General features: G+C 66.0%; 21 protein-coding genes. 15 read left to right on the plus strand and 6 right to left on the minus strand.

The annotated features are described in order from the left end of the window. Nucleotides 1–200 precede the first annotated feature (200 nt). Genes HF854_RS02480 through HF854_RS02515 form a run of 8 tightly spaced genes read left to right on the plus strand, consistent with a single transcriptional unit; the run spans nucleotide 201 to nucleotide 8,577 of the window. Nucleotides 201–2,564 (plus strand): pyridine nucleotide-disulfide oxidoreductase/dicluster-binding protein, encoded by a 2,364-nt coding sequence (locus HF854_RS02480; RefSeq protein WP_240937633.1) that lies wholly within the window; start codon nucleotides 201–203, stop codon nucleotides 2,562–2,564. Nucleotide 2,565: 1 nt separating this feature from the next. Next, complete coding sequence (locus HF854_RS02485) at nucleotides 2,566–2,781, plus strand: DVU_1557 family redox protein (protein WP_040369047.1); 216 nt, start codon at nucleotides 2,566–2,568, stop codon at nucleotides 2,779–2,781. Next, a complete protein-coding gene (gene trsM / locus HF854_RS02490; protein ID WP_168934858.1) occupies nucleotides 2,778–3,482 on the plus strand; it encodes a DVU_1556 family methyltransferase in 705 nt (234 codons plus the stop codon). Before HF854_RS02485 ends, trsM begins: the two co-directional genes overlap by 4 nt. Then, nucleotides 3,479–3,943, plus strand: coding sequence for a DVU_1555 family C-GCAxxG-C-C protein (locus HF854_RS02495; RefSeq protein ID WP_300705595.1), 465 nt, complete (start codon nucleotides 3,479–3,481; stop codon nucleotides 3,941–3,943). Before trsM ends, HF854_RS02495 begins: the two co-directional genes overlap by 4 nt. Further along, on the plus strand, nucleotides 3,936–5,396 hold the full coding sequence (trsS, locus tag HF854_RS02500; protein WP_168934859.1) for a radical SAM (seleno)protein TrsS: 1,461 nt from the start codon (nucleotides 3,936–3,938) through the stop codon (nucleotides 5,394–5,396). Before HF854_RS02495 ends, trsS begins: the two co-directional genes overlap by 8 nt. After that, the gene (locus HF854_RS02505) at nucleotides 5,383–6,642 is read left to right on the plus strand and encodes a DVU_1553 family AMP-dependent CoA ligase (RefSeq protein WP_168934860.1); all 1,260 of its coding nucleotides are present in this window, start codon (nucleotides 5,383–5,385) and stop codon (nucleotides 6,640–6,642) included. The genes trsS and HF854_RS02505 overlap by 14 nt, the downstream gene beginning before the upstream one ends. Further along, nucleotides 6,624–7,862, plus strand: coding sequence for a DVU_1551 family NTP transferase (locus tag HF854_RS12825; protein ID WP_168934861.1), 1,239 nt, complete (start codon nucleotides 6,624–6,626; stop codon nucleotides 7,860–7,862). Before HF854_RS02505 ends, HF854_RS12825 begins: the two co-directional genes overlap by 19 nt. A 1-nt stretch (nucleotide 7,863) precedes the next feature. Continuing rightward, nucleotides 7,864–8,577 (plus strand): histidine phosphatase family protein, encoded by a 714-nt coding sequence (locus HF854_RS02515; RefSeq protein ID WP_168934862.1) that lies wholly within the window; start codon nucleotides 7,864–7,866, stop codon nucleotides 8,575–8,577. Nucleotides 8,578–8,947: 370 nt separating this feature from the next. Here the strand turns inward: HF854_RS02515 and HF854_RS02520 are convergent, their stop codons facing one another. Then, nucleotides 8,948–10,054: a TOBE domain-containing protein gene (locus tag HF854_RS02520; RefSeq protein WP_168934863.1), complete on the minus strand. Its 1,107-nt coding sequence runs from the start codon at nucleotides 10,052–10,054 to the stop codon at nucleotides 8,948–8,950. Nucleotides 10,055–10,207: 153 nt separating this feature from the next. Between HF854_RS02520 and modA the strand changes: the two genes are divergently transcribed. The 6 genes from modA to HF854_RS02550 all read left to right on the plus strand — a co-directional run bounded on the left by modA (nucleotide 10,208) and on the right by HF854_RS02550 (nucleotide 15,897). After that, on the plus strand, nucleotides 10,208–10,990 hold the full coding sequence (gene modA / locus HF854_RS02525; protein WP_205906004.1) for a molybdate ABC transporter substrate-binding protein: 783 nt from the start codon (nucleotides 10,208–10,210) through the stop codon (nucleotides 10,988–10,990). Nucleotides 10,991–11,193: 203 nt separating this feature from the next. Further along, nucleotides 11,194–11,883: a molybdate ABC transporter permease subunit gene (gene modB, locus HF854_RS02530; RefSeq protein ID WP_168934864.1), complete on the plus strand. Its 690-nt coding sequence runs from the start codon at nucleotides 11,194–11,196 to the stop codon at nucleotides 11,881–11,883. Then, nucleotides 11,880–12,659 (plus strand): ATP-binding cassette domain-containing protein, encoded by a 780-nt coding sequence (locus HF854_RS02535; protein ID WP_168934865.1) that lies wholly within the window; start codon nucleotides 11,880–11,882, stop codon nucleotides 12,657–12,659. Before modB ends, HF854_RS02535 begins: the two co-directional genes overlap by 4 nt. A 341-nt stretch (nucleotides 12,660–13,000) precedes the next feature. Beyond that, nucleotides 13,001–13,978 (plus strand): DMT family transporter, encoded by a 978-nt coding sequence (locus HF854_RS02540; protein ID WP_168934866.1) that lies wholly within the window; start codon nucleotides 13,001–13,003, stop codon nucleotides 13,976–13,978. Nucleotides 13,979–13,980: 2 nt separating this feature from the next. After that, on the plus strand, nucleotides 13,981–14,922 hold the full coding sequence (locus HF854_RS02545) for a DUF4037 domain-containing protein (RefSeq protein WP_240937635.1): 942 nt from the start codon (nucleotides 13,981–13,983) through the stop codon (nucleotides 14,920–14,922). 129 nt (nucleotides 14,923–15,051) lie between these two features. Next, a complete protein-coding gene (locus HF854_RS02550) occupies nucleotides 15,052–15,897 on the plus strand; it encodes a tetratricopeptide repeat protein (RefSeq protein ID WP_168934867.1) in 846 nt (281 codons plus the stop codon). Nucleotides 15,898–16,125: 228 nt separating this feature from the next. Here the strand turns inward: HF854_RS02550 and HF854_RS02555 are convergent, their stop codons facing one another. Both HF854_RS02555 and HF854_RS02560 read right to left on the minus strand, forming a co-directional pair. Next, nucleotides 16,126–16,509: a hypothetical protein gene (locus HF854_RS02555; protein WP_168934868.1), complete on the minus strand. Its 384-nt coding sequence runs from the start codon at nucleotides 16,507–16,509 to the stop codon at nucleotides 16,126–16,128. Beyond that, nucleotides 16,506–17,870, minus strand: a complete 1,365-nt coding sequence (locus tag HF854_RS02560) for a histidine-type phosphatase (RefSeq protein WP_168934869.1) — start codon at nucleotides 17,868–17,870, stop codon at nucleotides 16,506–16,508. Before HF854_RS02560 ends, HF854_RS02555 begins: the two co-directional genes overlap by 4 nt. 256 nt (nucleotides 17,871–18,126) lie before the next feature. On the opposite strand from HF854_RS02560, the gene argF reads away from it, so the two are divergent. Beyond that, nucleotides 18,127–19,158 (plus strand): ornithine carbamoyltransferase, encoded by a 1,032-nt coding sequence (argF, locus tag HF854_RS02565; protein ID WP_168934870.1) that lies wholly within the window; start codon nucleotides 18,127–18,129, stop codon nucleotides 19,156–19,158. A 530-nt stretch (nucleotides 19,159–19,688) separates the two neighbouring features. Here argF and HF854_RS02570 read toward each other — a convergent pair. From HF854_RS02570 to HF854_RS02580, 3 genes are all read right to left on the minus strand, one after another. Beyond that, nucleotides 19,689–20,390: a LexA family transcriptional regulator gene (locus tag HF854_RS02570; RefSeq protein WP_168934871.1), complete on the minus strand. Its 702-nt coding sequence runs from the start codon at nucleotides 20,388–20,390 to the stop codon at nucleotides 19,689–19,691. Nucleotides 20,391–20,665: 275 nt separating this feature from the next. Then, the gene (gene dapA / locus HF854_RS02575) at nucleotides 20,666–21,547 is read right to left on the minus strand and encodes a 4-hydroxy-tetrahydrodipicolinate synthase (protein WP_168934872.1); all 882 of its coding nucleotides are present in this window, start codon (nucleotides 21,545–21,547) and stop codon (nucleotides 20,666–20,668) included. Nucleotides 21,548–21,584: 37 nt separating this feature from the next. Beyond that, nucleotides 21,585–21,860 carry an HU family DNA-binding protein gene (locus tag HF854_RS02580; protein WP_006004403.1) on the minus strand — a complete coding sequence of 92 codons (276 nt, stop codon included), beginning with the start codon at nucleotides 21,858–21,860 and terminating at the stop codon, nucleotides 21,585–21,587. Between the last annotated feature and the right edge of the window lie 149 nt (nucleotides 21,861–22,009).

The following is a 22,009-nucleotide window of genomic DNA, read 5'->3' on the forward strand; positions in this document are numbered from 1 at the left end:
ACTGTCCGGGGGGCCGGTTCGCCGGTCCCCCGTCAGATGCAGACAAGGCTGACGGCATCCTGCTGGAGGGATGCCGTCTTGCCCTGCACCGTTTTTTCTTCCCTGCCCGCCGCAGGCGTGCCGTGTGCCGTATCCGTTGCCTGCCTCCTCATGGGGCATGACGATGCGGGGCCCCTGCCCGCTGGCATCCCGAGGTCCCCATGAGCATTTCCATGAACAGCCAGAGCGCGCTGCATGAAGTGGAGTCCCGCTGCACGCAGGAGCGCCCGCCCCGTTGCCAGTCCCTGTGTCCGCTGGGTCTGGATGCGCGCGCCTTCCTCGGCCATGCCGCCGAAGGCCGCTGGAGCGACGCCCGCAAACAGCTGGAACGTTATCTGCCCCTGCCGGGCCTGCTGGCCCGCGTCTGCGACCATCCCTGCGAACAGGGCTGCCTGCGCGGCGATCTGGGGGGCGCCGTCAACCTGCACGGGCTGGAGATCTTCTGCACGGAGCATCTGGGCGTGCAGACCCGTTCCCTGCCCATGCCGCGCAAACAAAAGCGCATCGCCGTCATCGGTGCCGGCCTGGCCGGTCTGGTCTGTGCCTGGGATCTGGCCGGCAAGGGCTATCCCGTGACTGTCTTCCATGAAGGCGATCCCAAAGCACAATTGCTGTCCTGCTGGCCCGTGCTGGCCGGGGCGGGGGCCGCGGCCCTGGATGCCGAATGGGAGGCCCTGGTCCGCCGGGGCGTGCGCTTTGAGCAAGCCTCCACGGATGCGGCCTGCCTGCAACAGGCTGCCGGGGAGTACGAGGGCGTCCTGCTGGATGCCGGGGCCCTGCCGGAGCTGGTGCCCGCCGAAGACGGCGTGGACGCGCAGATCCTGCACTGGCGGGACAACATCTGCTGCGCGGGCTGGGCCAGCGTCACGCCCACGGGCCACCGTTTCGCGTCCGCGTCGCGGCAGGCCGGGCAGGGCAGGAGTGCGGCCCGGACCCTGGAACGCCTGGTGGCCGGCGTGTCCCTGACCGCGGCCCGCGATACGGACGAGCGCAGCCTGTACACCGAGCTGGACGGCATCGCACCGGTGGAGCGGGTCCTGCCCGTCGCGGAAGTCTATTCCGAGGCGGAGGCCCGGCAGGAGGCCGGACGCTGCCTGCAATGCCAGTGCCTTGTCTGCGTCAAGGCCTGCGTCTATCTGCAAAAATACAAGGGCTATCCTCGCGTCTATGCCCGCCAGATGTACAACAATGCGGCCATCGTCAAAGGCCTGCATCTGGCCAACAACCTCATCAACGGTTGCGCCTTGTGCGGGCAGTGCGAGGAACTGTGCCCCGAGAATTTCTCCATGGCCGAGCTTTGCCTGAGCGCGCGGCAGGACATGGTGGAGCGCGGCGTCATGCCGCCTTCGGCCCATGAATTCGCGCTGGAGGACATGGAAGCCGCCAGCGGCCCGGAATGCGCCCTGAGCATCAGGGGAGGGGAGGGCGGCTGGCTGTTCTTCCCCGGCTGCCAGCTGGCGGCCTCGCGCGGGGAGCAGGTGGAAGCCCTCTATGCCTGGCTGCGTGACGCGCTGGCCGGGCAGGGCGAGTTCGCTCCCGGCCTGGAACGCGGGCCCGTGAGCCTGCTGCTGCGCTGTTGCGGCATCCCGGCACGCTGGGGCGGCCGCGAAGAACTTTTTGCCCGACAGGCGCAGGAATTGCGGCAGCAATGGGAAGGGCTGGGCAGGCCGCGGATCATGGCCGCCTGTTCGTCCTGCCTCTCCGTCCTGCGCGAGGTCCTGCCCGAGGCGCGGGCCCTCTCCCTCTGGGAGGTACTGGATGCCCTGCCGTGGCCCGAAGGCACTTCCGGCGGTGCGGACAGGGGCACCCTGCTGACCATGCAGGACCCCTGCACGGCCCGGCACGATACGGCATGGCAGGACGCCGTGCGTTCGCTGGCGCGCAAGGCCGGCATGATTCCGGAAGAGCCGCCGCAGGGGCGCGACAGGACGGCCTGCTGCGGGTACGGCGGTCTGGTCTGGTGTGCTCAGCCGGAACTGGCCGATGCCATGGCCGGTCACCGGGCCGGAGGATTGCCGCATGCGGCCCTCAGTTCCTGCATCATGTGCCGTGACCGTCTGGCGGGCAGCGGCAAGCCCGGTCTGCATCTGCTGGACCTGCTGCCGCAGCTGGCCCCGCTGGCCCACGGTCTGGAGCCGGAAAAGGGGCCCGGCCTTTCGGAACGGCGCGCCCGTCGTGCGGCCTTGCGCCGTCGTCTGGCCCGTATCTGGCTGGGGCAGGAACTGGCCGAACCGGCCGCCGGGCGGCTGGACCTTGTCTCCGGCCTGCTGGAAGAGCTTGAGCGTCGCCATATCCTGCTGGAGGACGTGGACGGGGCCGTGGCGGCCGTGGAAGCGGAAAAGGCTTATTTCGTGGATGCGGAGAGCGGCCATCGCCTGGGCGCGTGGCGGCCGCGCAACGTGACCTTCTGGGTGGAATACACGGAAGAAGACGGGCGCTGGCTGTTGCATGATGCCTGGTGCCACCGGATGCGCGTGCCGGGCAGCGGCGGCGTGCAGGAAAACGGCTGCTGCGGGGAGGCGTAAGATGAGTATCGGTCCCAATTATGAACCGGATGGCGGCAGCTGGACGTGCGGCCGCTGTGGCTGCCCGCTGGAACAGGGCAAGGTGCAGGTCTTTTACCTCAACAGCGCTTTTGACGTCATGCTGCCGCGCTGTCCGCAATGCGGGCTGACCATGGTGCCCAAGTCACTGGCCGAGGGCAAGATGCTGGAAGTGGAAGCCCTGCTGGAAGACAAGTGAGCCAGCTCTACACCCGGCCGGAATTCAGGCGCATCGCGGGCGAACACTGGCGGCCCGGCGGGACGGAGATCACGGACAGGCTGCTGGCCCTGGGGCGGCGCTGGCATGATGCCGGGGCGGAAGGCCGTATCCTGGACGTGGGCTGCGGGCCCGGCGGCAGTGTGCGCCATCTGCGGCAGCAGGGGCGGCAGGTCTGGGGCCTGGATACCGTGCTGCGTCCCCAGTGGCGGACGGAAGCTCCGCCTGTGACCGGGGAACGGCCGTATCTGGTGGCCGATGCCTGCGCTGGCCTGCCCCTGCGGGACGGTGTGCTGGATATGATATTGTGTGAATGCGTGCTGTCCGTATTGCCGGACCCCGCCGCCTTTCTGCAGGAGGCCCGGCGCGTCTTGCGGCCGGGCGGTCTGCTGGCGTGCAGTGATCTGTACCGGCGTGGAGAAGAGAGCGTCCTTGCGCCGCAGCCCGCCGGCTGTGCGTCCGGGGCCCGTTCCCGTGCGGGCTGGACGGCGCTGTGCGAAGGGGCGGGCTTCACCGTCCGGCATTTCGAGGATGCCAGCCCGGCCCTGGCCCGTCTGGCCGCGGCGCTGGTCTGGTATGGCGACAAGCGGAGCCTGCGGGAATGGGGCCTGTGCGGGCCCGGTCGCGGCGGAGCGGCATCCCGGCCCGGTTATGCGCTCTGGATCGCGCAAAAGGAGGAATGATGCATCCCCTGATGATGGATCTTTTGCCGCTGGTGCGGCAGGGCTATTGCTGCAGCCAGCTGCTGGTGCAGCTTCTGGTGCAGGCCCAGGGCAGGGAAGTTCCGGATCTGGTGCGGGCCCTGCACGGTCTTTGTCACGGCATCGGCCAGTCCGGCGGGCCCTGCGGCCTGCTCACGGGCGGTGCCTGTGTGCTGGCCCTGCTGGCGGGCAAAGGCGCGGAAGGCGAGGAGCCCCATCCCATGCTGGCCCCCCTGCTCAATGATTACGCCAGCTGGTTTTACGAGCGCACGGCGGCCTACGGCGGCCACTCCTGCGAACAGGTGGCGCTGGGGCTGGGAGCGCGTACGGCGGCGGGCGCGGAGCCCGATCCCGTGGCCTGTGGCGACCTGCTGGCCGAATGCTGGGAAAAAATTTTGGAGCTGATCCAGAACTACGATCTGGATTTCATGGCCCATGCCTGAGGTGGACGTGGAGATATTGCACGAGACCCAGAGCCTGTGCCCTGTCTGCCTGCGACGGCTGGATGCCCGGTATGTGCGGCGGGGGCAGAGCATCCTGCTGGAGCGTACCTGCCCGGAACACGGTACCTTTGCCGTGGACATCTGGCACGAACGGACGGAAGAGGACGTCACGCCGCCGCGTTTCGACGGCTGGTCACGGCCCAAAACGCCGTCGTACCCGCGTGAACCGCGCACAGCTGTCCGGCACGGCTGCCCCTATGATTGCGGTCTGTGTCCGGCCCATGCCCAGCATACCTGCACGGGCCTGGTGGAAGTGACCCTGCGCTGCAACATGGCCTGTCCCATCTGCTATGCGGCGGCCGGCGGGGCCGTGCCCGACGATCCTTCGCCGGAGATCGTGGCCTTCCAGCTGGACAGCCTGCGCCGGGCCTCGCCGGGCTGCAATGTCCAGCTTTCCGGCGGCGAGCCCACAGTGCGCGACGATCTGCCCGCCATCATCCGCATGGCGCGGGAACGGGGCTTCGGCCTGTTGCAGGTCAACAGCAACGGTCTGCGTCTGGGGCTGGAAGCGGGCTATGCCCGAACGCTGCGCGAGGCCGGGCTGGATTCCGTCTACCTGCAATGGGACAGTCCCGATCTGGAGGGCTGTCTGCCTTTGCGGGGGACCGTGGCCCTGCCCGATGGGCTGGATCTGCTGGCGGTCAAGCGCCGGGCCGTGGAGCAGTGCACGGCCGCCGGTCTGGGCGTGGTGCTGGTGGCCACCGTGGCCCGGGGCGTCAATGATGACCGTCTGGGGGCCCTGCTGCGTCTGGCGCTGGAGCTGGGCCCCGGCGTGCGCGGCCTGCATATCCAGCCCGTGGCCCGTTTCGGCCGCTATCCCGGACGGCTGGAAGACGGCCTCCGCTTCACCCTCAGCGATGTGATGGCCGCCCTGTGCCGTCAGGTCCCGCAGTGGCTGCGCATGGAGCATTTCCACCCGCCGGGCTGCGAGCATTCCCTTTGCTCCTTTAGTTCGCTCTACGCGCGGGAAAAGGCGGCGGACGGCAGCCCGTCCCTGCGCTGGCTGCCTGATGCGGCCCGCTCCTGCTGCGGGCCTGCCGTGGACAAGGTGCCGGTCCCGGCGGCCGAAGGGGCGCGCAAGTCCCGGCAGTTCGTGGCCAGTCACTGGCGCGGTGACGACAGTCCCCGGGACGGGGGCAAGGCGGCGCTGGCCGATGACTTCGGCCGCTTTCTGGCCCGTGCCGGGGCCGAACAGCGCTTCACCCTTTCCTGCATGGCTTTTCAGGACGCGCTCTCTCTGGACGTGGAGCGGGTGCGCGGCTGCTGCATCCATGTGGTGCGCCCCGATGGCCGCATGATCCCCTTCTGCCTCCACAACCTTACGTCCACGGAAGGCCGGATGCTCTATCCGCAGCGTCTGGCTTGCGGGGAGGAAGGCCATGACGGCATCTGATCCGCGTTCTCCGGCAAAGGCACGGAGTACGGGGCAAGCGCCGTCGCTCCTGCCCCCGGCCGTCCGGCAGGCCCTGGAACATCCCGGGCCTTTCGCGCTGGGGCTGGATGCCTGGCTGGCGGCGGAGTGCGGTGAGACGCACCCCAAAGGACTGGCCGCCGCCGTGCGGGCACGCCAGCTGGAGCTGCTCAATGCCGATCTTTGCCATATGGCGCTGCACAGTCCTTTGTACCGGCAACGTCTGGCCGGGGTCGGGCGCTGGTCCGCGGCAGGTCTTCGTCCTTTGCATGATCTTGCCGAACTGGCGGAACTGCCGTTCACCATGGCCGACGATCTGCGCCCCGGCGAGGCGCTGCTCTGTGTCTCGCGTGACGAGGTGGCGCGCATGGTCACGGTGAGCACCTCCGGCAGTACGGGCGTGCCCAAACGGCTGGCCTTCAGCGATGCCGAGCTGGCGCGCACACGGGACTTCTTTGCCGTGGGCATGGCCCAGATGGTCACGGCAGGGCAGCACGTGGCCGTGCTGTTGCCGGGCGCCCACCGCCCGCGGGGCATCACGGATCTGCTGGCCGGGAGCCTGGCGCCGCAGGGCGTGAGCGTGACGGCCTGCATGGACCTGGCCGACCTGCTGCTGTGTGTGCCGGAGCAGGCCCCAGAAGGGGCGGCGGCCCGTCTGGCGGCTGTCCGTGCCGCCTGGCAGGCGCTTGCGGCCACCGCTCCCGCCGGTCTGGGGCTCGTGCTGCTGCCCCGCCAGATGGCGTGCCTGTGGCGGGCCTTTCCCCAGACGCCGCCGGGCCTGTGTGCCGCCCTGTGCGCTGCCGACTGGCTGGATCCCGGTCTGCGCCGTCAGGTGGAGCAGGGCTGGGATTGCCTTGTGCTGGATCATTACGGCTCCACGGAGAGCGCCTTTGCCGGGGCCGTGCAGTGCCGCTGCCGTGAAGGGCGGCATGTGCGGGCCCTGGACCTGCTGCTGGAGATAGTCCATCCTGTGACGGGCAAGGTCCTGCCGGCGGGCGAGACCGGGGAGCTGGTCATCACCACCTTGCAGCGGCGGGCCATGCCCTTGTTGCGCTACCGTACGGGCGACATGGCCAGCCTGCTGGACGGGCCCTGTGCCTGCGGCAGTCCGTTGCCGCGTCTGGGGCCGGTGCTGGGGCGCATCGAGTATGCCGGACAGGGATTTCGAGTGACGCATCCCCGCAAAGGGGGGAGCGAGGAGAGGAGGTCATGCACCATTACGCTTTGATACTGGCTGCCGGTGCGGCGTCCCGCATGGGGCGGTGCAAGGCCCTGCTGCCGCTGCCCTTCCCGGACGGGGACTGCTGCGCTCTGGAGCGTCTGGCCCGGATGTACGCTTTTTGCGGGCAGCGCTTCGTGGTCACCGGACATCATGCGGGGCTGCTGGAGCCGGTGGCACCCGGCTGGGGCCTGCGCGCTGTCCGTAATCCCCGCCCGGAAGACGGCATGTTCTCTTCCATCTGTGCGGGGCTCCAGGCCGTTCTGGAACAGGCCCGGGCGGATGGCGTGGAGCCGGAGCAGGGCGGCGTGTTCGTCCATCCTGTGGACGTGCCCCTGACCCGGCGCCTGACCCTGCTGGCCCTGCTGCGGACTGCGGACGCCGTGCCGGGGACAGCCCTGCAGGCGGCGTTCTGTGGCGAGCCGGGGCATCCCGTCTATCTGCCCCTTTCCCTCGTGCCCGCCATCCTTGCCCATGACGGACGTGAAGGCCTGCGCGGTGCGCTGGCGTCTGTCCCCTGCCGTCAGGTGCCGGTGGCCGATGCCGCCATGCTGCTGGATATGGATACTCCCGAGCAGTACGCGGATCTGCAGGACAGGGCCGCCTGCCACGATGCCCTGACGCGGGACGAGGCCGAAGGCCTGCTGCTCCAGGCCGGTGTGCCGGAGCGGGGGCTGCGCCATGCGCTGGCCGTGGGCCGGGTGGCGGAAGCCCTGTGCGCGGCCCTGGCGGAGGCCCGGGGCGAGAAGGCTCCCGTGGAGACGGCTTTGGCGCTGGCCTCCGGGCTGACGCACGATATCTGCAAGGGCGTGCATGGCCATGAGGCCGCCGGAGGGCGGCTGCTGGCTCGTCTGGGGCTGGCCCGCATGGCTGCCATCGTGGCGGCCCACAGGGATCAGAGCGTCCCGGCGGAAAAAAAACTGGGTGCGCACGAGCTGGTCTATCTGGCGGACAAATACTGCCGGGGCGGGATCTGGGTGCCGGTGGCGCAGCGTTTTGCCCAGAAACTGGAAGAATTCGGCGCTGATCCGGGCGCCCGGGCCGGTATCGAAGGGCGGCGCGACCGGGCACTGGCTCTGGAACGGCGGCTGGCCGTGGAGCTGGGCCGTGACCCCGCCCAGCTGGCACGGGAAGTGCTGGATACGGCGGACATCGGTACGCGCGCGCAGATGCTGGATGCCCGGCGCGCTCTCTGGACGCCGCTGTGCCCGCTGGGAGAGGATGCCTGACATGGCCGGGCTCTGGCTGTTGCGTCACGGTTCTTTGCCGCCCAATCCTGAGCGGCGTTTCGTGGGCGCGCGCGACATCGCCCTGACCGCTGCGGGACGGGAGCAGATACGGCAGGCCGCCCGGGCCCTGCTGAGGGAATGCGGTGCGGCAAACGGACTGCCGCCCTTTGGTGCCGTAGCCACCGGGCAGGGCAGACATGCGCGGACGGCGGTGGCAGAGGCGGCGGAGAGAGGAGCGCTACGGGAAGGGGAGAGCGGCCGGTATGGGCCCTTCCTGCCCCGGCACATCATCTGCTCGGATCTGGGGCGCTGCCGGGAAAGCGCACGGCTGGTGCAGGAAATCTTCCATGCCCGGGGCCATGCCATAGATATTTTTCCCGATGCGGGACTGCGCGAGATCTCGCTGGGACTGTGGGAAGGGCTGACCGTGGCCGAAGTGGAAAGCCGCTGGCCGGGCAGCCATGCGGCACGCGGGGCAGACATGGCGGGCTTTGCGCCGCCGCAGGGAGAGAGCTTCGCCGCCGTACAGGCCCGTGCCGTGGCCTGTGTGGAACGCTGGCAGGCCCGGTATCCTGATGAATGTTTGCTGCTGGTCAGCCACGCGGGCGTGCTGCGTACTTTGTTGTGCCATTGCCTGGCCCTGCCGTTGGCCGAAGTGATGCGCGTCCCCCAGCATTATGCCTGCCGTATCTGGCTGTCGGGACAGGAATTTTAGAGGGGAAGCGCTTCCTCTAGCGGGGTCTTGGGGGCTTCCTTTGCATCTTCCCCAAGACGCTTTGGTCAGGGAAATGGCAGGGGGCGCCTACAAGGTCGGCTTGCCCCTGTGGCCTTCCGGTAACAGAAACGAAGAGACCGAAGGCTGTTGGATGTGGGACTTTGAAAGGCGGACCTCCCAACTGCACGGTCCGGCCGTCGTTGTCGTCGCTGTCGGGAGGGGAATGCCCCGGGTGATGCCGTGCGCGGGGAGGGCGTCCGAGGGAAAAGAGTTTTACGTCTGCGTAACGGGAGAGCGGCACAGGGCGGGCCTGTGACGATGCCCTGGGACAGCGCGCGGGGCCTCCTGAAAGAAGCCCCGGCGTTCCTTCCTAATCCAGGGTCAGGATGACGGACAGGGCCTTGAAGATGACCCAGACGCTGCTGCCCACCGGCGGGATGGGGCTTTCACCGCGTACATGCAGGGCGCAGGCCTGGCTGCCGTCAGGCAGGTTGACCAGGATCTCGGCCAGCATCTCGTCCTGGCGCACGCGTTCCACCGTGCCCCGGAAGCAGTTGCGTGTGGCCACGGGGGGCTTGTCCTGGCCCTGGTCGGGCTCGATGATGATCCAAGGGGCCTTGATGCTGGCGGTGACCAGCATGTCCTTGGAAAGCCCCAGGCTCTTGCAGCTTTCGTCCGTGATCATGGCCGTGACGCGCAGGCCGCCCGCCGTGCACAAGACCACGGTGACGATGATGCCCGAGGCCCGCAAGTGTTCGATGCGGCCGTGGAAGACGTTTCGGGCGCTGGTACGCAGCCCGCTGGTGCGCTGGACATGTTCACGCAGCAGGGTCTGCGCGGCCTTGAGGTTGTAGCGGATGCTGCCGGACTGCTGACGGCGGTTGCGCCCGGCGAACATGTCGGCCACAGGGGCGGGCAGGCCCTGGCGGACCAGCTCGAGGATGCGGGTCTGGCGCAGGCTGCGGGCACTGAGCAGGCCCGCGGGCAGGCCGCAGGCATTGCCGCACTGCTGCAGGCTGCGCCGCACATAGCTGGCATCGCAGTGGAGCAGGGCGCCGCTGGGCGTGAACAGGGCGGGGTCTTCCATCATCTGGCGCAGGCGGCGGCAATGGGTGGCGGGCAGGGGGACCTGCCGGGCATGTTCCCCCTGGATGTGGATGATCCCGGAGCCCCAGTCCATGTGCCCCAGTTCCAGGGCAAGGGCCTCCACCAGGCGCAGACCGCCATAGCGCAAGAGCATGAAGATGCACCACAGGCGGGCATGGGCCCGGCGTGCCCGCATGCTGGTCGATTCGGCGTACTGCTGCCAGTACCAGGATTCGGCGGCCAGCAGTTCCTGATCGCTCAGGCCTTTTTCGTCACGCAGCAGGCTGGCAGTGTCCTGGCGCATGAGCTTCTGCTGCAGCCATTTCCTGTCTTCCGTCTCCAGACTGTGCAGTAAAGTGCTAAGTTTTTCACGTTTTTGCGCGGAAACCATAGAAAACCTCCCTGAAGCTTCCCTAAAATAACTTGTATCATAAGATGTTACAAGTTGTCGCGCTTTTCATATAATCCGTGTCTGCCTTGCCCCGCTCCTGAAGGCGCGTAAAGTGCATCATGACAAGAACATAAAAAAGCCAAGGAGGCTTGTATGTTGTTTGAACGAGTGCTTTCCGCCTGTATCAAAAGCGTGTCCCTGGCCGTGGCCGCCCTTGTCCTCGCCCTCGGTTGCGGGCAGGCCGTGACGGCGTCTGCCGGGGAGATGACCGTTTCCGCGGCGGCCAGCCTGACCAATGCCTTTGCCGAACTCAAGACCGCGTTCGAAAAATCCCATCAGGGCCTGACCGTGCATACCAATTTTGCCGCCTCCAACCCGCTGCTCAAGCAGATGCAGGAAGGGGCCCCGGTGGACGTGTTCGCCTCCGCCGACCAGGAGACCATGGACAAGGCCCAGAAAGCCCAGCTCATCAAGCCTGAAAGCCGCAAGAATTTCGTCAGCAATACCGTCGTCCTCATCGTGCCCGCCCAGGGCAAGAAGTTCGGCAGCCTTGCCGAGCTCAAGAAGGCCCAGCGCATCGCCGTGGGTTCGCCCGAAAGCGTGCCGGTGGGCCGTTATACGCGTGACGCCCTGAAAAGCGCCGGACTCTGGGAGACCCTCCAGCCCTCCTTCATCTACGGCAACAGCGTGCGACAGGTCCTGGATTACGTGGCCCGTGGTGAAGTCGATGCCGGCATCGTCTACGCCACCGACGCCAAGCAGCGCGCCGACAAGGTCGATGTCTGCCTGACGCTCACGGGCCATAAGCCTGTCACCTATCCCATTGCCGTAGCCACCACCGGCAGCAATGCTGCCATGGGCCAGGCTTTCGTGGACTTCGTCCTTTCCCCCGAAGGACAGGCGATCCTGGCCCGTTACGGCTTCTCCAAGCCGTAGGATTCTGATGGCGACGGCGTTGCGGGCGCTGTCGTCCTGTTCCCACCGGGCCCGGACATGTCCCGACTCCTGCATGTCCGGGTCCGGCATTTTGCGCTGAATGTCTCCGGTCCGGCGGTATCGCCGACGGCCGGAGCCCAGGATGCTTCCCCCTGCCGGCGGTCGGGCCTGGTCCCCCGCCGGTATTGTTGCCCGGATACCGCATGGAATACCTTGTCCCTACCGATCTTGCCCGGCCGCTCCTGCTTTCGCTGCGGGTGGCGGGCATCGCGACCGCGCTCTCCTTTCTGGCCGCGCTTTTCGTGGCCTGGCGTCTGGCCCGTCGCCGCGGCCCCCTGCCGGCCCTGCTGGATGCCCTGTGCACGTTGCCCCTTGTCTTGCCGCCCACGGTGCTGGGCTATTACCTGATCCTCGTCGTGGGTCGTAACGGCCTGCTGGGCCCGGCGCTGCGGGATCTTGGCCTGCAGCTCATCTTTTCCTGGCAGGGGGCGGTGGTGGCCGCCACCGTGGTGGTCTTCCCGCTGCTCTACAAATCCGCGCGGGCGGCCCTGGAACAGGTGGACCCGCATTTGGAGAACGCCGCGCGCACTCTGGGGGCCTCGGAGCTGCGCATCCTGCTGACCGTTTCCCTGCCGCTGGCCTGGAAGGGCATCTTTGCCGGGCTCATGCTGGCCTTTGCCCGCGGCATGGGCGAATTCGGCGCGACCCTGATGGTGGCGGGCAACATCCCCGGCAAGACGCAGACCCTGGCCCTGGCCATCTACGATGCCTTCCAGGCGGGCAATGACGCCCTGGCCACCCTGCTGGTGCTGGTGACGTCCGGGTTGTGCGTGACCCTGCTCATGGCCGCCGAAGTGCTGGTCAAATATAAAAGAAGGCGGCGCAGCGCATGATCTTTCTGGATATAAAAAAATCATTCGACGATCCCGGCAGGGAAGCGCCCTTCCATCTGGGCATCCGTCTGGAGATGCCGGAGGACAGCCGGACCCTCGTTTTGTTCGGTGCTTCCGGTTCGGGCAAGACCCTGACCCTGCATTGCCTTGCCGGTCTGGTCCGGCCCGATGCCGGGCGCATCGTGGTGGACGGGAACGTCCTGTGTGACAGCGAGCAGGGCATCTGTGTGCCTGCCCGGCGGCGGCGCATCGGCTACATGTTCCAGGATTACGCCCTGTTCCCGCATCTGAGCGTGTTGCATAACGTGGCCTATGCCGGGACGGGCCTGCTGCCCTGGCGTCTGAACGGGGAGCAGCGCACCTGGGCCATGGATCTGCTGGAGCGCCTGGGCATCGCTCATCTGGCCCGCCTGTACCCGGGCAACCTCTCCGGCGGGCAGAAGCAGCGTGTGGCGCTGGCACGGGCCCTGGGGACACGGCCGTCGCTCCTTTTGCTGGACGAGCCCTTTTCCGCGCTCGACCCCCTGCTGCGTGAACGCCTGCGCGGCGAGATACAGGAGATCCTTGCCGCATTCGCCATCCCGGCCGTCATCATCAGCCATGACCCGGAAGACGTGGACGCCTTTGCCGGGACCCTGGTCACCTACCACCGGGGACGGGCCCGCATGATCGCGGATTATGCCTCCCTGCGCCGGGAGTACGCGTCGGCGGGCGATTGTTTGCGCCATCTGCAGCAGGAGATGCAGGCAGAGAGCGCCCGGGCCGCAGGGCGGTAGTCCGGGCGGGCCATAAGCAACGGCAGGATCCCCTACGTTTTTGCGACTTGGGCCCCGATACTTGAGGTAACGGCCTGCCTGCATAGGAGACTTCTTGCTTGCCGCCATCCAGAAAAGAGGGACAGATCCCTGATGAAAAGCCTCCTTCGGGAGGCTTTTTTGTTGCAGTCCTGCATCCGAAGAGAAGGGAAAGGATGCAAGACTGCGCCACAGGAAGAGGGGAGGGAAGAATTTCTTCAAACCTGTCGCATGTTCTGCAGAAGGTACGGATTTTGCTTGTCATTTGCGAAAGATTTCTTTTGAATAGCCGTGGCGTCAGCCTGTGACGCCGGGGAGAAAAGATGACGGATACGGAACAATCCATACCGGGGACAGGGCCTGCGGCACGCCGCGCCTGGCAGAAGGGGCTGCCGCTGGCGCTCCTGACCCTGTTGTGCATGACCCTTTTTGCCCCCAACTCCATCCTGTGCCGCCTTGCCCTGCTGCATCACGGCATGGATCCGGTCAGTTATACGGCCATCCGCATGACGTCCGGCGCTTTGATGCTCTTTGTCCTGCACAGATGGCGCCAGCGGCGTCACGGGCAGGTGCCGGACTGGCGGGGGCAGGGCAGCTGGGGCGCGGCCCTGGCGCTGTTCACCTACATGCTGGCGTTTTCCATCGCCTATGTGAGCATGCCCACCGCGGCCGGGGCCCTGGTCATCGCCGTGGCCGTGCAGACCAGCATGATAGGTTACGGGATCCATGCGGGGCAGCGCCCCAACCTGGGGCAGACGCTGGGGATAGGCCTGGCCATGGCCGGGCTCGTGGTCCTGCTGCTGCCCGGTCTGGAAGCGCCGCCCCTGCCGGCCGCCTGCGTGATGTTCGTGTCCGGCTCCGCCTGGGGGGCCTACAGCCTGTGCGGCCGCAAGTTCCGTCACGCTGCGGAGGCCACCACCGACAACTTCATCCGCTGCGTCCCCCTGGTCCTGGTGCTGATGCTGGCCCTGTGGTGGCGGCTCTCCCTGCCGGTGCAGGGGGTGGCGCTGGCCCTGTGCGCCGGGGCCCTGGCCTCCGCCCTGGGCTATATCCTCTGGTATGCGCTGGTGCCCTGTTACAGTATCGCGGCCGCTGCCGCCGCCCAGCTGAGCGTGCCTGTCATCACGGCCCTGGGGGCGGTGGTCTTCGTGGGCGAGGCCATCACCCTGCGCCTTGTCCTGTGTTCGGCCGCCATCCTCGGCGGCATCTTCATCGTGGCTTTGTGGGGGCAGCGTCATGCTGTGCCCCGGCCTGACGGCAACAGATGCGGACAATCGGCGGATACCGCCCCAAGGAGATGATCATGATGCAAGGACTGGAACTTTCCCGGCGCTATTTCGAGGCCTGCCTGCCCCTGTTGCAGGAACAGGTGGGCGACATCCTGCCCCTGTGCGCCGTGGGCCTGGCAGGGGAGGGCTCGGAATGCCTGGGCTTCGACGATGCCACGTCCCGGGATCACGACTGGGGGCCGGGCTTCTGTATCTGGCTTTCGCGGGAAGACCTGGCCCGGCACAGGCAGCGGCTGGAAGACGTCCTGCGCCTGCTGCCCGGGACCTTCGAGGGTTTTCCCTGTCGCATGACGCCGGAGCGGCGCATGGGGCGGACAGGACCCATGGCCATGGAAGATTTTTACGCCCGCTTCACCGGCCGGGACACGCCGCCTTCCGACTGGTGTCACTGGCTGGGCATGCAGGAATGGGGACTGGCCACCTGCACCAATGGCGAAGTTTTTTTCGACGGGCCCGATCGCTTCAGTGCTTGGCGCACGACCCTGCTGGACTATTTTCCCCGTGACCTGCATCTGAAAAAAATGGCCACGCGCTGCATGCAGATGGCACAGGCGGGCCAGTACAACCTGCCGCGCTGTCTTGAACGAGGGGACAGCATCGGCGCCATGCTGGCCCTGGGGCGCTTCAGCGAGGCGGCCCTTTCCCTGGCCTGCCTGCTGAACCGGCGGTATCTGCCGTTCTACAAATGGGCCTGGCGCACCGTGCAGGGCCTGCCCCGCCTGGGGGCCGATATGTGTACTGCCCTGCAACAGGCCGCAGCGGCCCCTTTGACGACCGAAGAAGGCGGGCAGAAAGCCGTGGCGGCCGTGGAAGACATCTGCGCTCTTGTGGCGGCGGAGCTACGGCGTCAGGGACTGAGCGATGAGCAGGACAGCTGGCTGTGGCTGCACGGGCCGATAGTGATGCGGCAGGTGCGCACGGTGGAGATCCTGCGCATGGACCTGCTGCGGGATTAGCGGGCAGGACACAGCCGGAACAGCGGGCATACGGTTGCGACCGGCTGCCCGTTTTGGCAACATGGGGCCAGCATGGCCGGACGTCTGCGCATACAGCCCGGCAGAAGAGATCTTTTCAGGAGTACGAACATGGATGCGAAAAGCTGGATCCAGGAGATCCGTGCCGCCGGCAAGCTGATGGCTGCCGGGGACCTTGCCGGTGCCGAAAACCGGTATCGCCAATTGCTGGACAAGGGGACGGACAATCCTCTGCACAAGGCTCTGGCTCTGGACGGGCTGGGGCGTGCCGTCTTCGAGCAGGGCCGTCAGGCCGAAGCCATCGAAGCCATCGAGGCGGCCGTGAGCCTGCTGCGTGAGCGGCAGGGCGTGCAGGATCCCGCCACCTGTGGCGCGCTGCAGAATCTGGGACGTCTGTACCTTGCTGCCGGACAGGTGGAAAAGAGCATCGCCGTGAGCCGCGAAGCCGTGGACGGCCTGCGTGCCGGTTTTTGGGAAGATCATCCGCTGGTGGCCGGAGCCATGATGCGCCTTTCGGCCTGCCTGTACATGCAGCGGGATCTGGATGGCGCCGAGGCGCTGCTGCTCAAGGCCCGGGACGTGTTCGAGAAGCAGAGCGGCGACGAGTCCCGCATGGATGTCTCCACCTGCCTGAACAATCTGGGACGCATCCATGAAGAGCGCGGCGATCTGGAACAGGGCATCGCCCTGCACCGCCAGGCCGTGGCCATCCGCAAGGAGCTGCTGGGCGACCATACGGAAACGGCCTTCTCCCTGGGCAACCTCGGCGTGGCCCTGGCAACGGCCGGTCAGTGGCAGGAAGCCGTGGATACCCTGCAGGAAGCCCTGGACTGCTATGCCCGTGCCGGACATACCACCGGACCGGACATCGAAGGCTACCGCAAGAATCTTGAGATCTGCCGCCACGCCCTGAAGATGGTGGCTCCGGGGACGACGCCCCAGGTCAGCGACGACTAGCCGTCCACATCTTTTTGAGGACGACATGAAACGGCAACGGGGAAATGCCTCATGGCATTTCCCCGTTTTTTGTACAGGAAGGAAAGCTGTCGTAATGGGCCGATGTTTGCGCCTGACGGACAGCAGGCGATGGCACGAAGATACAGACAGTGCTCCCGGCGCGGCAGGGCGGAGATCGCCTGACAGCTCCGGAGCCTCGGCGGAATTTGTCCGGCAGGGGCAGGTGCCTCAGCGGCGGCGCAGGGCAAAGGCCAGCACGAGGATGACCAGGGCCAGGCCGCCGGCAGCCACGGGCAGGGTCTCCATGGCGTCCAGACTGTCGCCATACTGCTGCCGGACCAGGGCGGCCCCGGCAAAGATGACACCGGCAAGGATGGCCTTGAGACCCACACCGCGCCATTGCCTCTGGCGCAGGGCCGTCCGGCTCCGGTACAGGCTGTCGCCGTGGCGCGCTTCATAGGCGGCCAGATCGAGGCCGCGGCGGGCCAGCTCCGCATCGAAAAGCTCGCGGGCCTGTTCGGTCAGCTTGTGGCGTTCCAGCGCGCACAGGCTTTCGTCATCCAGTTCCGCGTAGCGCTGTTGCAGCAAAGTCTTTTTTTCGTCGTTCGTCATGGCTGTACGGGAAGGGTCGGTGCCGGGGCCTGCGGGGAGACCATTTCCGGCAGGAAGGTAATGCGCGGCAGGCCCCGTCCTTCCAGCGCACCGCGGACGCGCTGTTCAAACAGCTCCCTGCCCATGACCGGACCGTCCTCCTGGCCGTCGAGCGTGACATGGGCTTCCAGCAGGGCCGGGCCGTAACTGTCCGGGGCCGTCTGGTAGCCGCTGGCCGTGGTGACGCTCAGCGGCGCGTGCATGAAATCGAGGCTCTGCATGAAGACCCGGAAGCGTACTTCACTGGCGTTGTCGGGGCCTTCCCACAATTCCATGGCCAGGACGGTGCCGGGCGGCAGGGCATTGGGCGGAAAACCCGACGCCTGCCAGTCGATGCCCAGCAGCGAGCCGATGGCCGCCAGGTTGTTGTCGTTGCCCACAAAGACGGCGCACCGGGCCTCGTTGAGACGCGGGTCGGCATGCTGGCTGTAAAGGGCAAGGGCCATATCCCGCAGCAGGGGGCCGCCGTAGATGCCGGCGACCAGCGGCGTGCGGTGCAGGGCATTGAAAATCTCGCTGCGGATGGGCAGGAGCTTGCGCAGGGCCGCGGCATTGGCCTGGCCCCAGGCGGCATCCTGCTGCGGCCACTGGGCGTATTCCTGCACCAGCAGGTCCACCAGGGTCGATCCCAGACCAAGGCCGCCCCGTATCTCCACACGGCGGCCCATGTCCATAATGGAGATGGAGGGGAGCATGTCGGACAGGCGGCAGCCGCCGGGCAGGTTGATGCTGTTGCAGGCTTCGGAGGACAGGGGGCCCGTGAGCTGGTCCAGCAGGGACATGGGCTCGCCCAGGCTTTCCCAGAACTGGGAAAAGTCCCCGTTGATGTGGTCCAGGACGGCCAGGGCCGTCTCGGCCGGGTCGAAGATGGCAAGACCGGCCTGTACAGGCTCAAAGAGAGGGTCGGGATCCAGGTTCACCACGGCATAGGAAGGCAGCGTGCCCGGCGTCAGGCCCCGCAACAGGGCCTCGGCACTGCCGCGGCTGCGCGGGGTGTTGTCCGCACGCACGAAGACCCGGGATTCGGTCTTTTGCGCCGGCAGCAGGCCCGCCTCAAGATACAGAGCACGCAGGGAGGCCCACTGGGCCGTCAGCAGCCCGGCGCCGCGCGGCGAGAGCTGGCCGGGCCCCACAGGCCATTGCGGCCAGGCTTTGCCGGTGATCCGGGGCAGCTGGTTATCGTCGGCCGGTGCCGCGACACCATGACGTGTCAGCATGACGACCTTGCTGAGGTGATACGCGGATGGGGCAGCAGACACCGGACAGGGTATCAGGCCCAGGAGCAGGGTGAGCAATCCGGCGAGGCATGTCCAGGTTCGCATGAGGATCTCCTTTCTTGGTGGAAGCATAAGCGTAAACGATGCCGGGGGCAATGTCTTGCGCAGATATGCCCGCAACCCTTCTGCGCGCGGATGTGACGTTCATGTTACAGGCGTTCGGGCATGGACAAAGCGGCCCGGCGCTGCTAGATTCCTGCTTTCCACCTGTAGAGGAACACGGCCTGAGGACAGGCCGACAGCCGCCGGGCGGCGCAGGCGGAGAGAGTTTCAGCAACGACCCGAAAGGGTGGAGCATGGCATGAGCAGACTGACCAATCGAGATTTTTTGAAGGAAACGGACTTTACTTCCGAAGACCTGATCTACTTGCTGGATCTGGCCGCCGCACTGAAAAAAGCCAAGCAGGAAAAGCGCGAGCCCAAGTTCCTGCTGGACAAGAATATCGTGCTATTGTTTGAAAAGGATTCCACCCGGACCCGTTGCTCTTTTGAAGTGGCGGCCCATGACCAGGGTGCCCACACCACCTATCTGGGCCCCTCCGGTTCCCAGATCGGCAAAAAGGAATCCATGGCCGATACGGCCCGTGTGCTGTCCGGTTTCTATGACGGCATCGAATACCGCGGCTTTGGCCAGAGCATCGTGGAAGAGCTGGCCCGTTTTGCCAGCGTGCCGGTGTGGAACGGCCTGACCAACGAATGGCACCCCACCCAGATCCTGGCGGACTTTTTGACCATGCGCGAGCATTGCGACAAGCCCTACAAGGACCAGACCATGGCCTACATCGGCGATGCCCGCTACAATATGGGCAACTCCCTGATGATCGCCTCGGCCATGCTGGGCCTGGACTTCCGCAGCGTGGCGCCCCGGGCCCTGTGGACCTCCGACGAGATCTACGAACAGGCCTGCGCCATCGCCGAGCGGACCGGGGCCCGCATCACCCGTACGGAAGATGTGGACAGCGGCGTCAAGGGCTGCGACTTCCTGTATTCCGACGTCTGGGTCTCCATGGGCGAGCCGGAAGATGTCTGGCAGGAACGCATCAACCTGCTGACCCCCTACCGCATCGACAGCGAGATGATGCGCAAGACCGGCAATGAGCGCTGCGCTTTCCTGCATTGCCTGCCCAGCTTCCACAACCGTGACACCATCATCGGTGAAAAGATGTACCAGCGCTTTGGCCTGGAATGCATGGAAGTGAGCGATGAAGTCTTCGAATCGCCCAACAGCCTCGTGTTTGCCGAAGCCGCCAACCGCATGCACACCATCAAGGCCGTCATGGTGGCCACGCTGGCCGACGTGCCGGACGATTTCGTGAGGCAGGGCAGCCTGTAGGCCGCACCGCAGCGGCCCGAAGCCTTCCCGCCGTCATGTGAAAGCCCCTCTTTTCCGGGGGCGCAGGGCTGGCGGCCCGGCTAGGGGCCGAACAACGACCTTATGCACAAAAAGAGCGTGTATCCTGTCATGGATGCACGCTCTTTTATTTTTATGCGGCAACGACTGTTCCGTCATCCTGCGGGAGGAGCGCCGGCTCCTGCGGACGCAGGCCCGCAGGGTCGCAGCACTGCCTCATCCCGCGCACCCTCACTTTCCCGAAAACCATTTTGCCGGGTAGACCACGCCGTCCTTATGCTGTTTGCCCTGTCCCCAGGGGCATCTGGCTACCGGGCCGGGATCTGGGCGGGGTCCCCGCATAGTGCCCCTCATCCGCACCGGGGGACGGGAAGGCGGGGCTGTCCTGTGCGCGACATCAGCGTCACAGGGATCATGCAGCGTTTTTTGAAGGGTGAGGGGGAAAGGGGGACTTTTTGCCGCTGGAAAAAGTCCCCCTCTCCCCTTGAAAATATGGATCGAAACTTCTGCGGCTAGCGGTATTCGCGACCGGACCAGAGTACGCGGCCGATGACGCGGAACTGTTCGGCGCAGTCGCCGCTCAGGTCGAGGGTCACGGGAGGATAGGCAGGGTTGGTGCTGTGCAGGACGATCTGGCCGGGCAGCAGGTCGATGCGCTTGATGTAGATGGCATCCTCGAAGCCGATGGCGTAGAGGCGGCCGGAGACGATCTCGGTCTGGCCCTGATCCAGCAGGACGAGGTCGTTGTCCTGTATCTCGGGCACCATGCTGTCGCCCGAGACGCGCATCAGCACCATGCGGCGGGGATTGCCCTTGCGGTGCAAAAAGTCGCTGCGGAAGGCATAGCCGCCTTCCTGTTCGCTGCTGACTTCCAGACTGCCGGAACCGGCGGACAGGCGGGCCACCACCAGGGGCACGGTGATCATGTCCACATCGTCATCCACATCTTCCAGCATGAGGCAGGCGGGCATGGCACCGGACTCCACCAGCGGGAGGCGCATGGGGCCACGGCCGAAGAAGAGCCAGTCGGCATTGCAGCCTGTTTCCGCGGCGCAGATGCGGACCCACTCGTCCGGGACCTGGCCTTTGGCCAGCGCCTGTTCCACATCCGCCACGGGCAGGCCCAGGGCCCGGGCCAGTTCAACAGCGGTGTCCGCTTCCAGCGCCTGCATGAGGCGTTGCACGATTGTCGGATCGGAACGGGAATCGGTCATGGATGGTCTCCTCGGCACAGTATGGAAAACGCCATCATGCTAGCAGCAGGGCAGGGGGAAGGCAAGCAGTGGCAAGGCCCGGCGGGCAGAAACGACGGCACGGAAGGGGCGCCGGCCTGAGCGAACGGGGAGGGATACGGGCAGGCTTTCGTGCAGACCGTGGTCCCCGGCTGCAGGCATCGGCATATCGGAAAAGGGATAGGCCCGGTACGGAGGCCTGACGCAGGGCAAGAAAAAAGCCCCGCCGGAGCGGGGCTTGAAGACGATGTGCCGTATTAGGCAAGCAGTCCCTTGGAAGCCAGGACGTTCTTGAGGCGTTCCAGATGTTCGTCGGTCAGCGGGCAGAGCGGCAGGCGCATCTCGTCGGTCATGCGGCCCATGAGAGCCAGGGCGGTCTTGACCGGGATGGGGTTGCTTTCCATGAACATGGCCTGATGCAGGACGAAGAGGTCATGATGGATGCCCATGGCGGTGGAGATATCGCCCTTGGCAAAGGCATTGTACATGGCAGCCACCTTGCCGGGGACGATATTGGAGGTCACGGAGATGACGCCGCTGCCGCCGATGGACATGAGGGGCAGAGCGGTGAAGTCGTCACCGGAAAGCAGACTGAAGCCCTTGGGGCACTGTTCCATGATCAGGCTGCACTGGCTCATGTCGCCGGTGGCTTCTTTCACGCCCACGATATTGGGGAACTCATGAGCCAGACGGCTGAGCGTGGCAGGCAGCAGGTTGGTGCCGGTACGGCCGGGAACGTTGTAGGGGACCAGAGGCATGTCGACGGCTTCGGCGATGGCCTTGAAGTGACGGTACAGACCTTCCTGGGTGGGCTTGTTGTAATAGGGGGAGATCAGCAGCGCACCGTCGGCCCCGGCTTTCTGGGCAAAGCGGGTCAGGCGGATGGCTTCGATGGTATTGTTGGAACCGGCACCGGCCAGGACGGGCACACGCCCCTTGACCTGGTCGATACAGATCTCGATGACACGTTCATGCTCTTCGTGGGAGAGCGTGGCCGATTCGCCGGTGGTGCCGCAAGGCACAAGGCCGTGGATTCCCTCACTGATCTGGAATTCAATGAATTCGCGATAGGCGGCTTCATCAACGGCGCCGTTTTTGAACGGCGTGACGAGGGCGGTCAGGGCACCGAAAAATTGCATGGTCCACTCCTTGGAACTGAGCTAAATGGGACTGCGGTTACTGGTTGATATATTCCTTGAGCTCCTTCCCGGCACGGAAGAAGGGCAGGCGTTTGGGCACGACGGAGACGCTTTCGCCGGTTTTGGGATTACGTCCGGCATAGCCGCTGTATTCCTTGATCTTGAAGCTCCCGAATCCCCTGATCTCGATACGGTCGCCAGCGATGAGCGAATCCTTCATCGCATCAATGAAAGTGTTCACCACCAAGGACGCATCATCGAACGGAAGATTGCTTTCTTCTGCCAGGGCCTTGATGAGTTCGCTCTTGTTCATCGTTCCTCCTCGTCGGTGAAAGGAGAGCGTTGGTAAAAAGGATGCCAGTCGTTATGATAAGGAATCCTATCCTTTTTACCGGACGAGGTAAAGTTGCAGGGCGGAAAATGGCAGGGAAATATGCCCGGAAAAGTGCGGGACATGCCTGT

Source organism: Desulfovibrio piger (assembly GCF_012843875.1).
Lineage (GTDB): Bacteria > Desulfobacterota > Desulfovibrionia > Desulfovibrionales > Desulfovibrionaceae > Desulfovibrio.

Bases quoted from the DNA above. Each gene is read 5' to 3' on its own strand.
- HF854_RS02560 (WP_168934869.1), bottom strand. From the start codon at position 17,870: ATGCGAACCTGGACATGCCTCGCCGGATTGCTCACCCTGCTCCTGGGC.
- HF854_RS02540 (WP_168934866.1), top strand. From the start codon at position 13,001: ATGACGGATACGGAACAATCCATACCGGGGACAGGGCCTGCGGCACGC.
- HF854_RS02495 (WP_300705595.1), top strand. From the start codon at position 3,479: ATGATGCATCCCCTGATGATGGATCTTTTGCCGCTGGTGCGGCAGGGC.
- HF854_RS02485 (WP_040369047.1), top strand. From the start codon at position 2,566: ATGAGTATCGGTCCCAATTATGAACCGGATGGCGGCAGCTGGACGTGC.
- argF (WP_168934870.1), top strand. From the start codon at position 18,127: ATGAGCAGACTGACCAATCGAGATTTTTTGAAGGAAACGGACTTTACT.
- HF854_RS02550 (WP_168934867.1), top strand. From the start codon at position 15,052: ATGGATGCGAAAAGCTGGATCCAGGAGATCCGTGCCGCCGGCAAGCTG.
- HF854_RS02520 (WP_168934863.1), bottom strand. From the start codon at position 10,054: ATGGTTTCCGCGCAAAAACGTGAAAAACTTAGCACTTTACTGCACAGT.
- modA (WP_205906004.1), top strand. From the start codon at position 10,208: ATGTTGTTTGAACGAGTGCTTTCCGCCTGTATCAAAAGCGTGTCCCTG.
- dapA (WP_168934872.1), bottom strand. From the start codon at position 21,547: ATGCAATTTTTCGGTGCCCTGACCGCCCTCGTCACGCCGTTCAAAAAC.
- HF854_RS02580 (WP_006004403.1), bottom strand. From the start codon at position 21,860: ATGAACAAGAGCGAACTCATCAAGGCCCTGGCAGAAGAAAGCAATCTT.
- HF854_RS02480 (WP_240937633.1), top strand. From the start codon at position 201: ATGAGCATTTCCATGAACAGCCAGAGCGCGCTGCATGAAGTGGAGTCC.
- modB (WP_168934864.1), top strand. From the start codon at position 11,194: ATGGAATACCTTGTCCCTACCGATCTTGCCCGGCCGCTCCTGCTTTCG.
- trsS (WP_168934859.1), top strand. From the start codon at position 3,936: ATGCCTGAGGTGGACGTGGAGATATTGCACGAGACCCAGAGCCTGTGC.
- HF854_RS02515 (WP_168934862.1), top strand. From the start codon at position 7,864: ATGGCCGGGCTCTGGCTGTTGCGTCACGGTTCTTTGCCGCCCAATCCT.
- HF854_RS02555 (WP_168934868.1), bottom strand. From the start codon at position 16,509: ATGACGAACGACGAAAAAAAGACTTTGCTGCAACAGCGCTACGCGGAA.
- HF854_RS02570 (WP_168934871.1), bottom strand. From the start codon at position 20,390: ATGACCGATTCCCGTTCCGATCCGACAATCGTGCAACGCCTCATGCAG.
- HF854_RS12825 (WP_168934861.1), top strand. From the start codon at position 6,624: ATGCACCATTACGCTTTGATACTGGCTGCCGGTGCGGCGTCCCGCATG.
- HF854_RS02505 (WP_168934860.1), top strand. From the start codon at position 5,383: ATGACGGCATCTGATCCGCGTTCTCCGGCAAAGGCACGGAGTACGGGG.
- HF854_RS02545 (WP_240937635.1), top strand. From the start codon at position 13,981: ATGATGCAAGGACTGGAACTTTCCCGGCGCTATTTCGAGGCCTGCCTG.
- HF854_RS02535 (WP_168934865.1), top strand. From the start codon at position 11,880: ATGATCTTTCTGGATATAAAAAAATCATTCGACGATCCCGGCAGGGAA.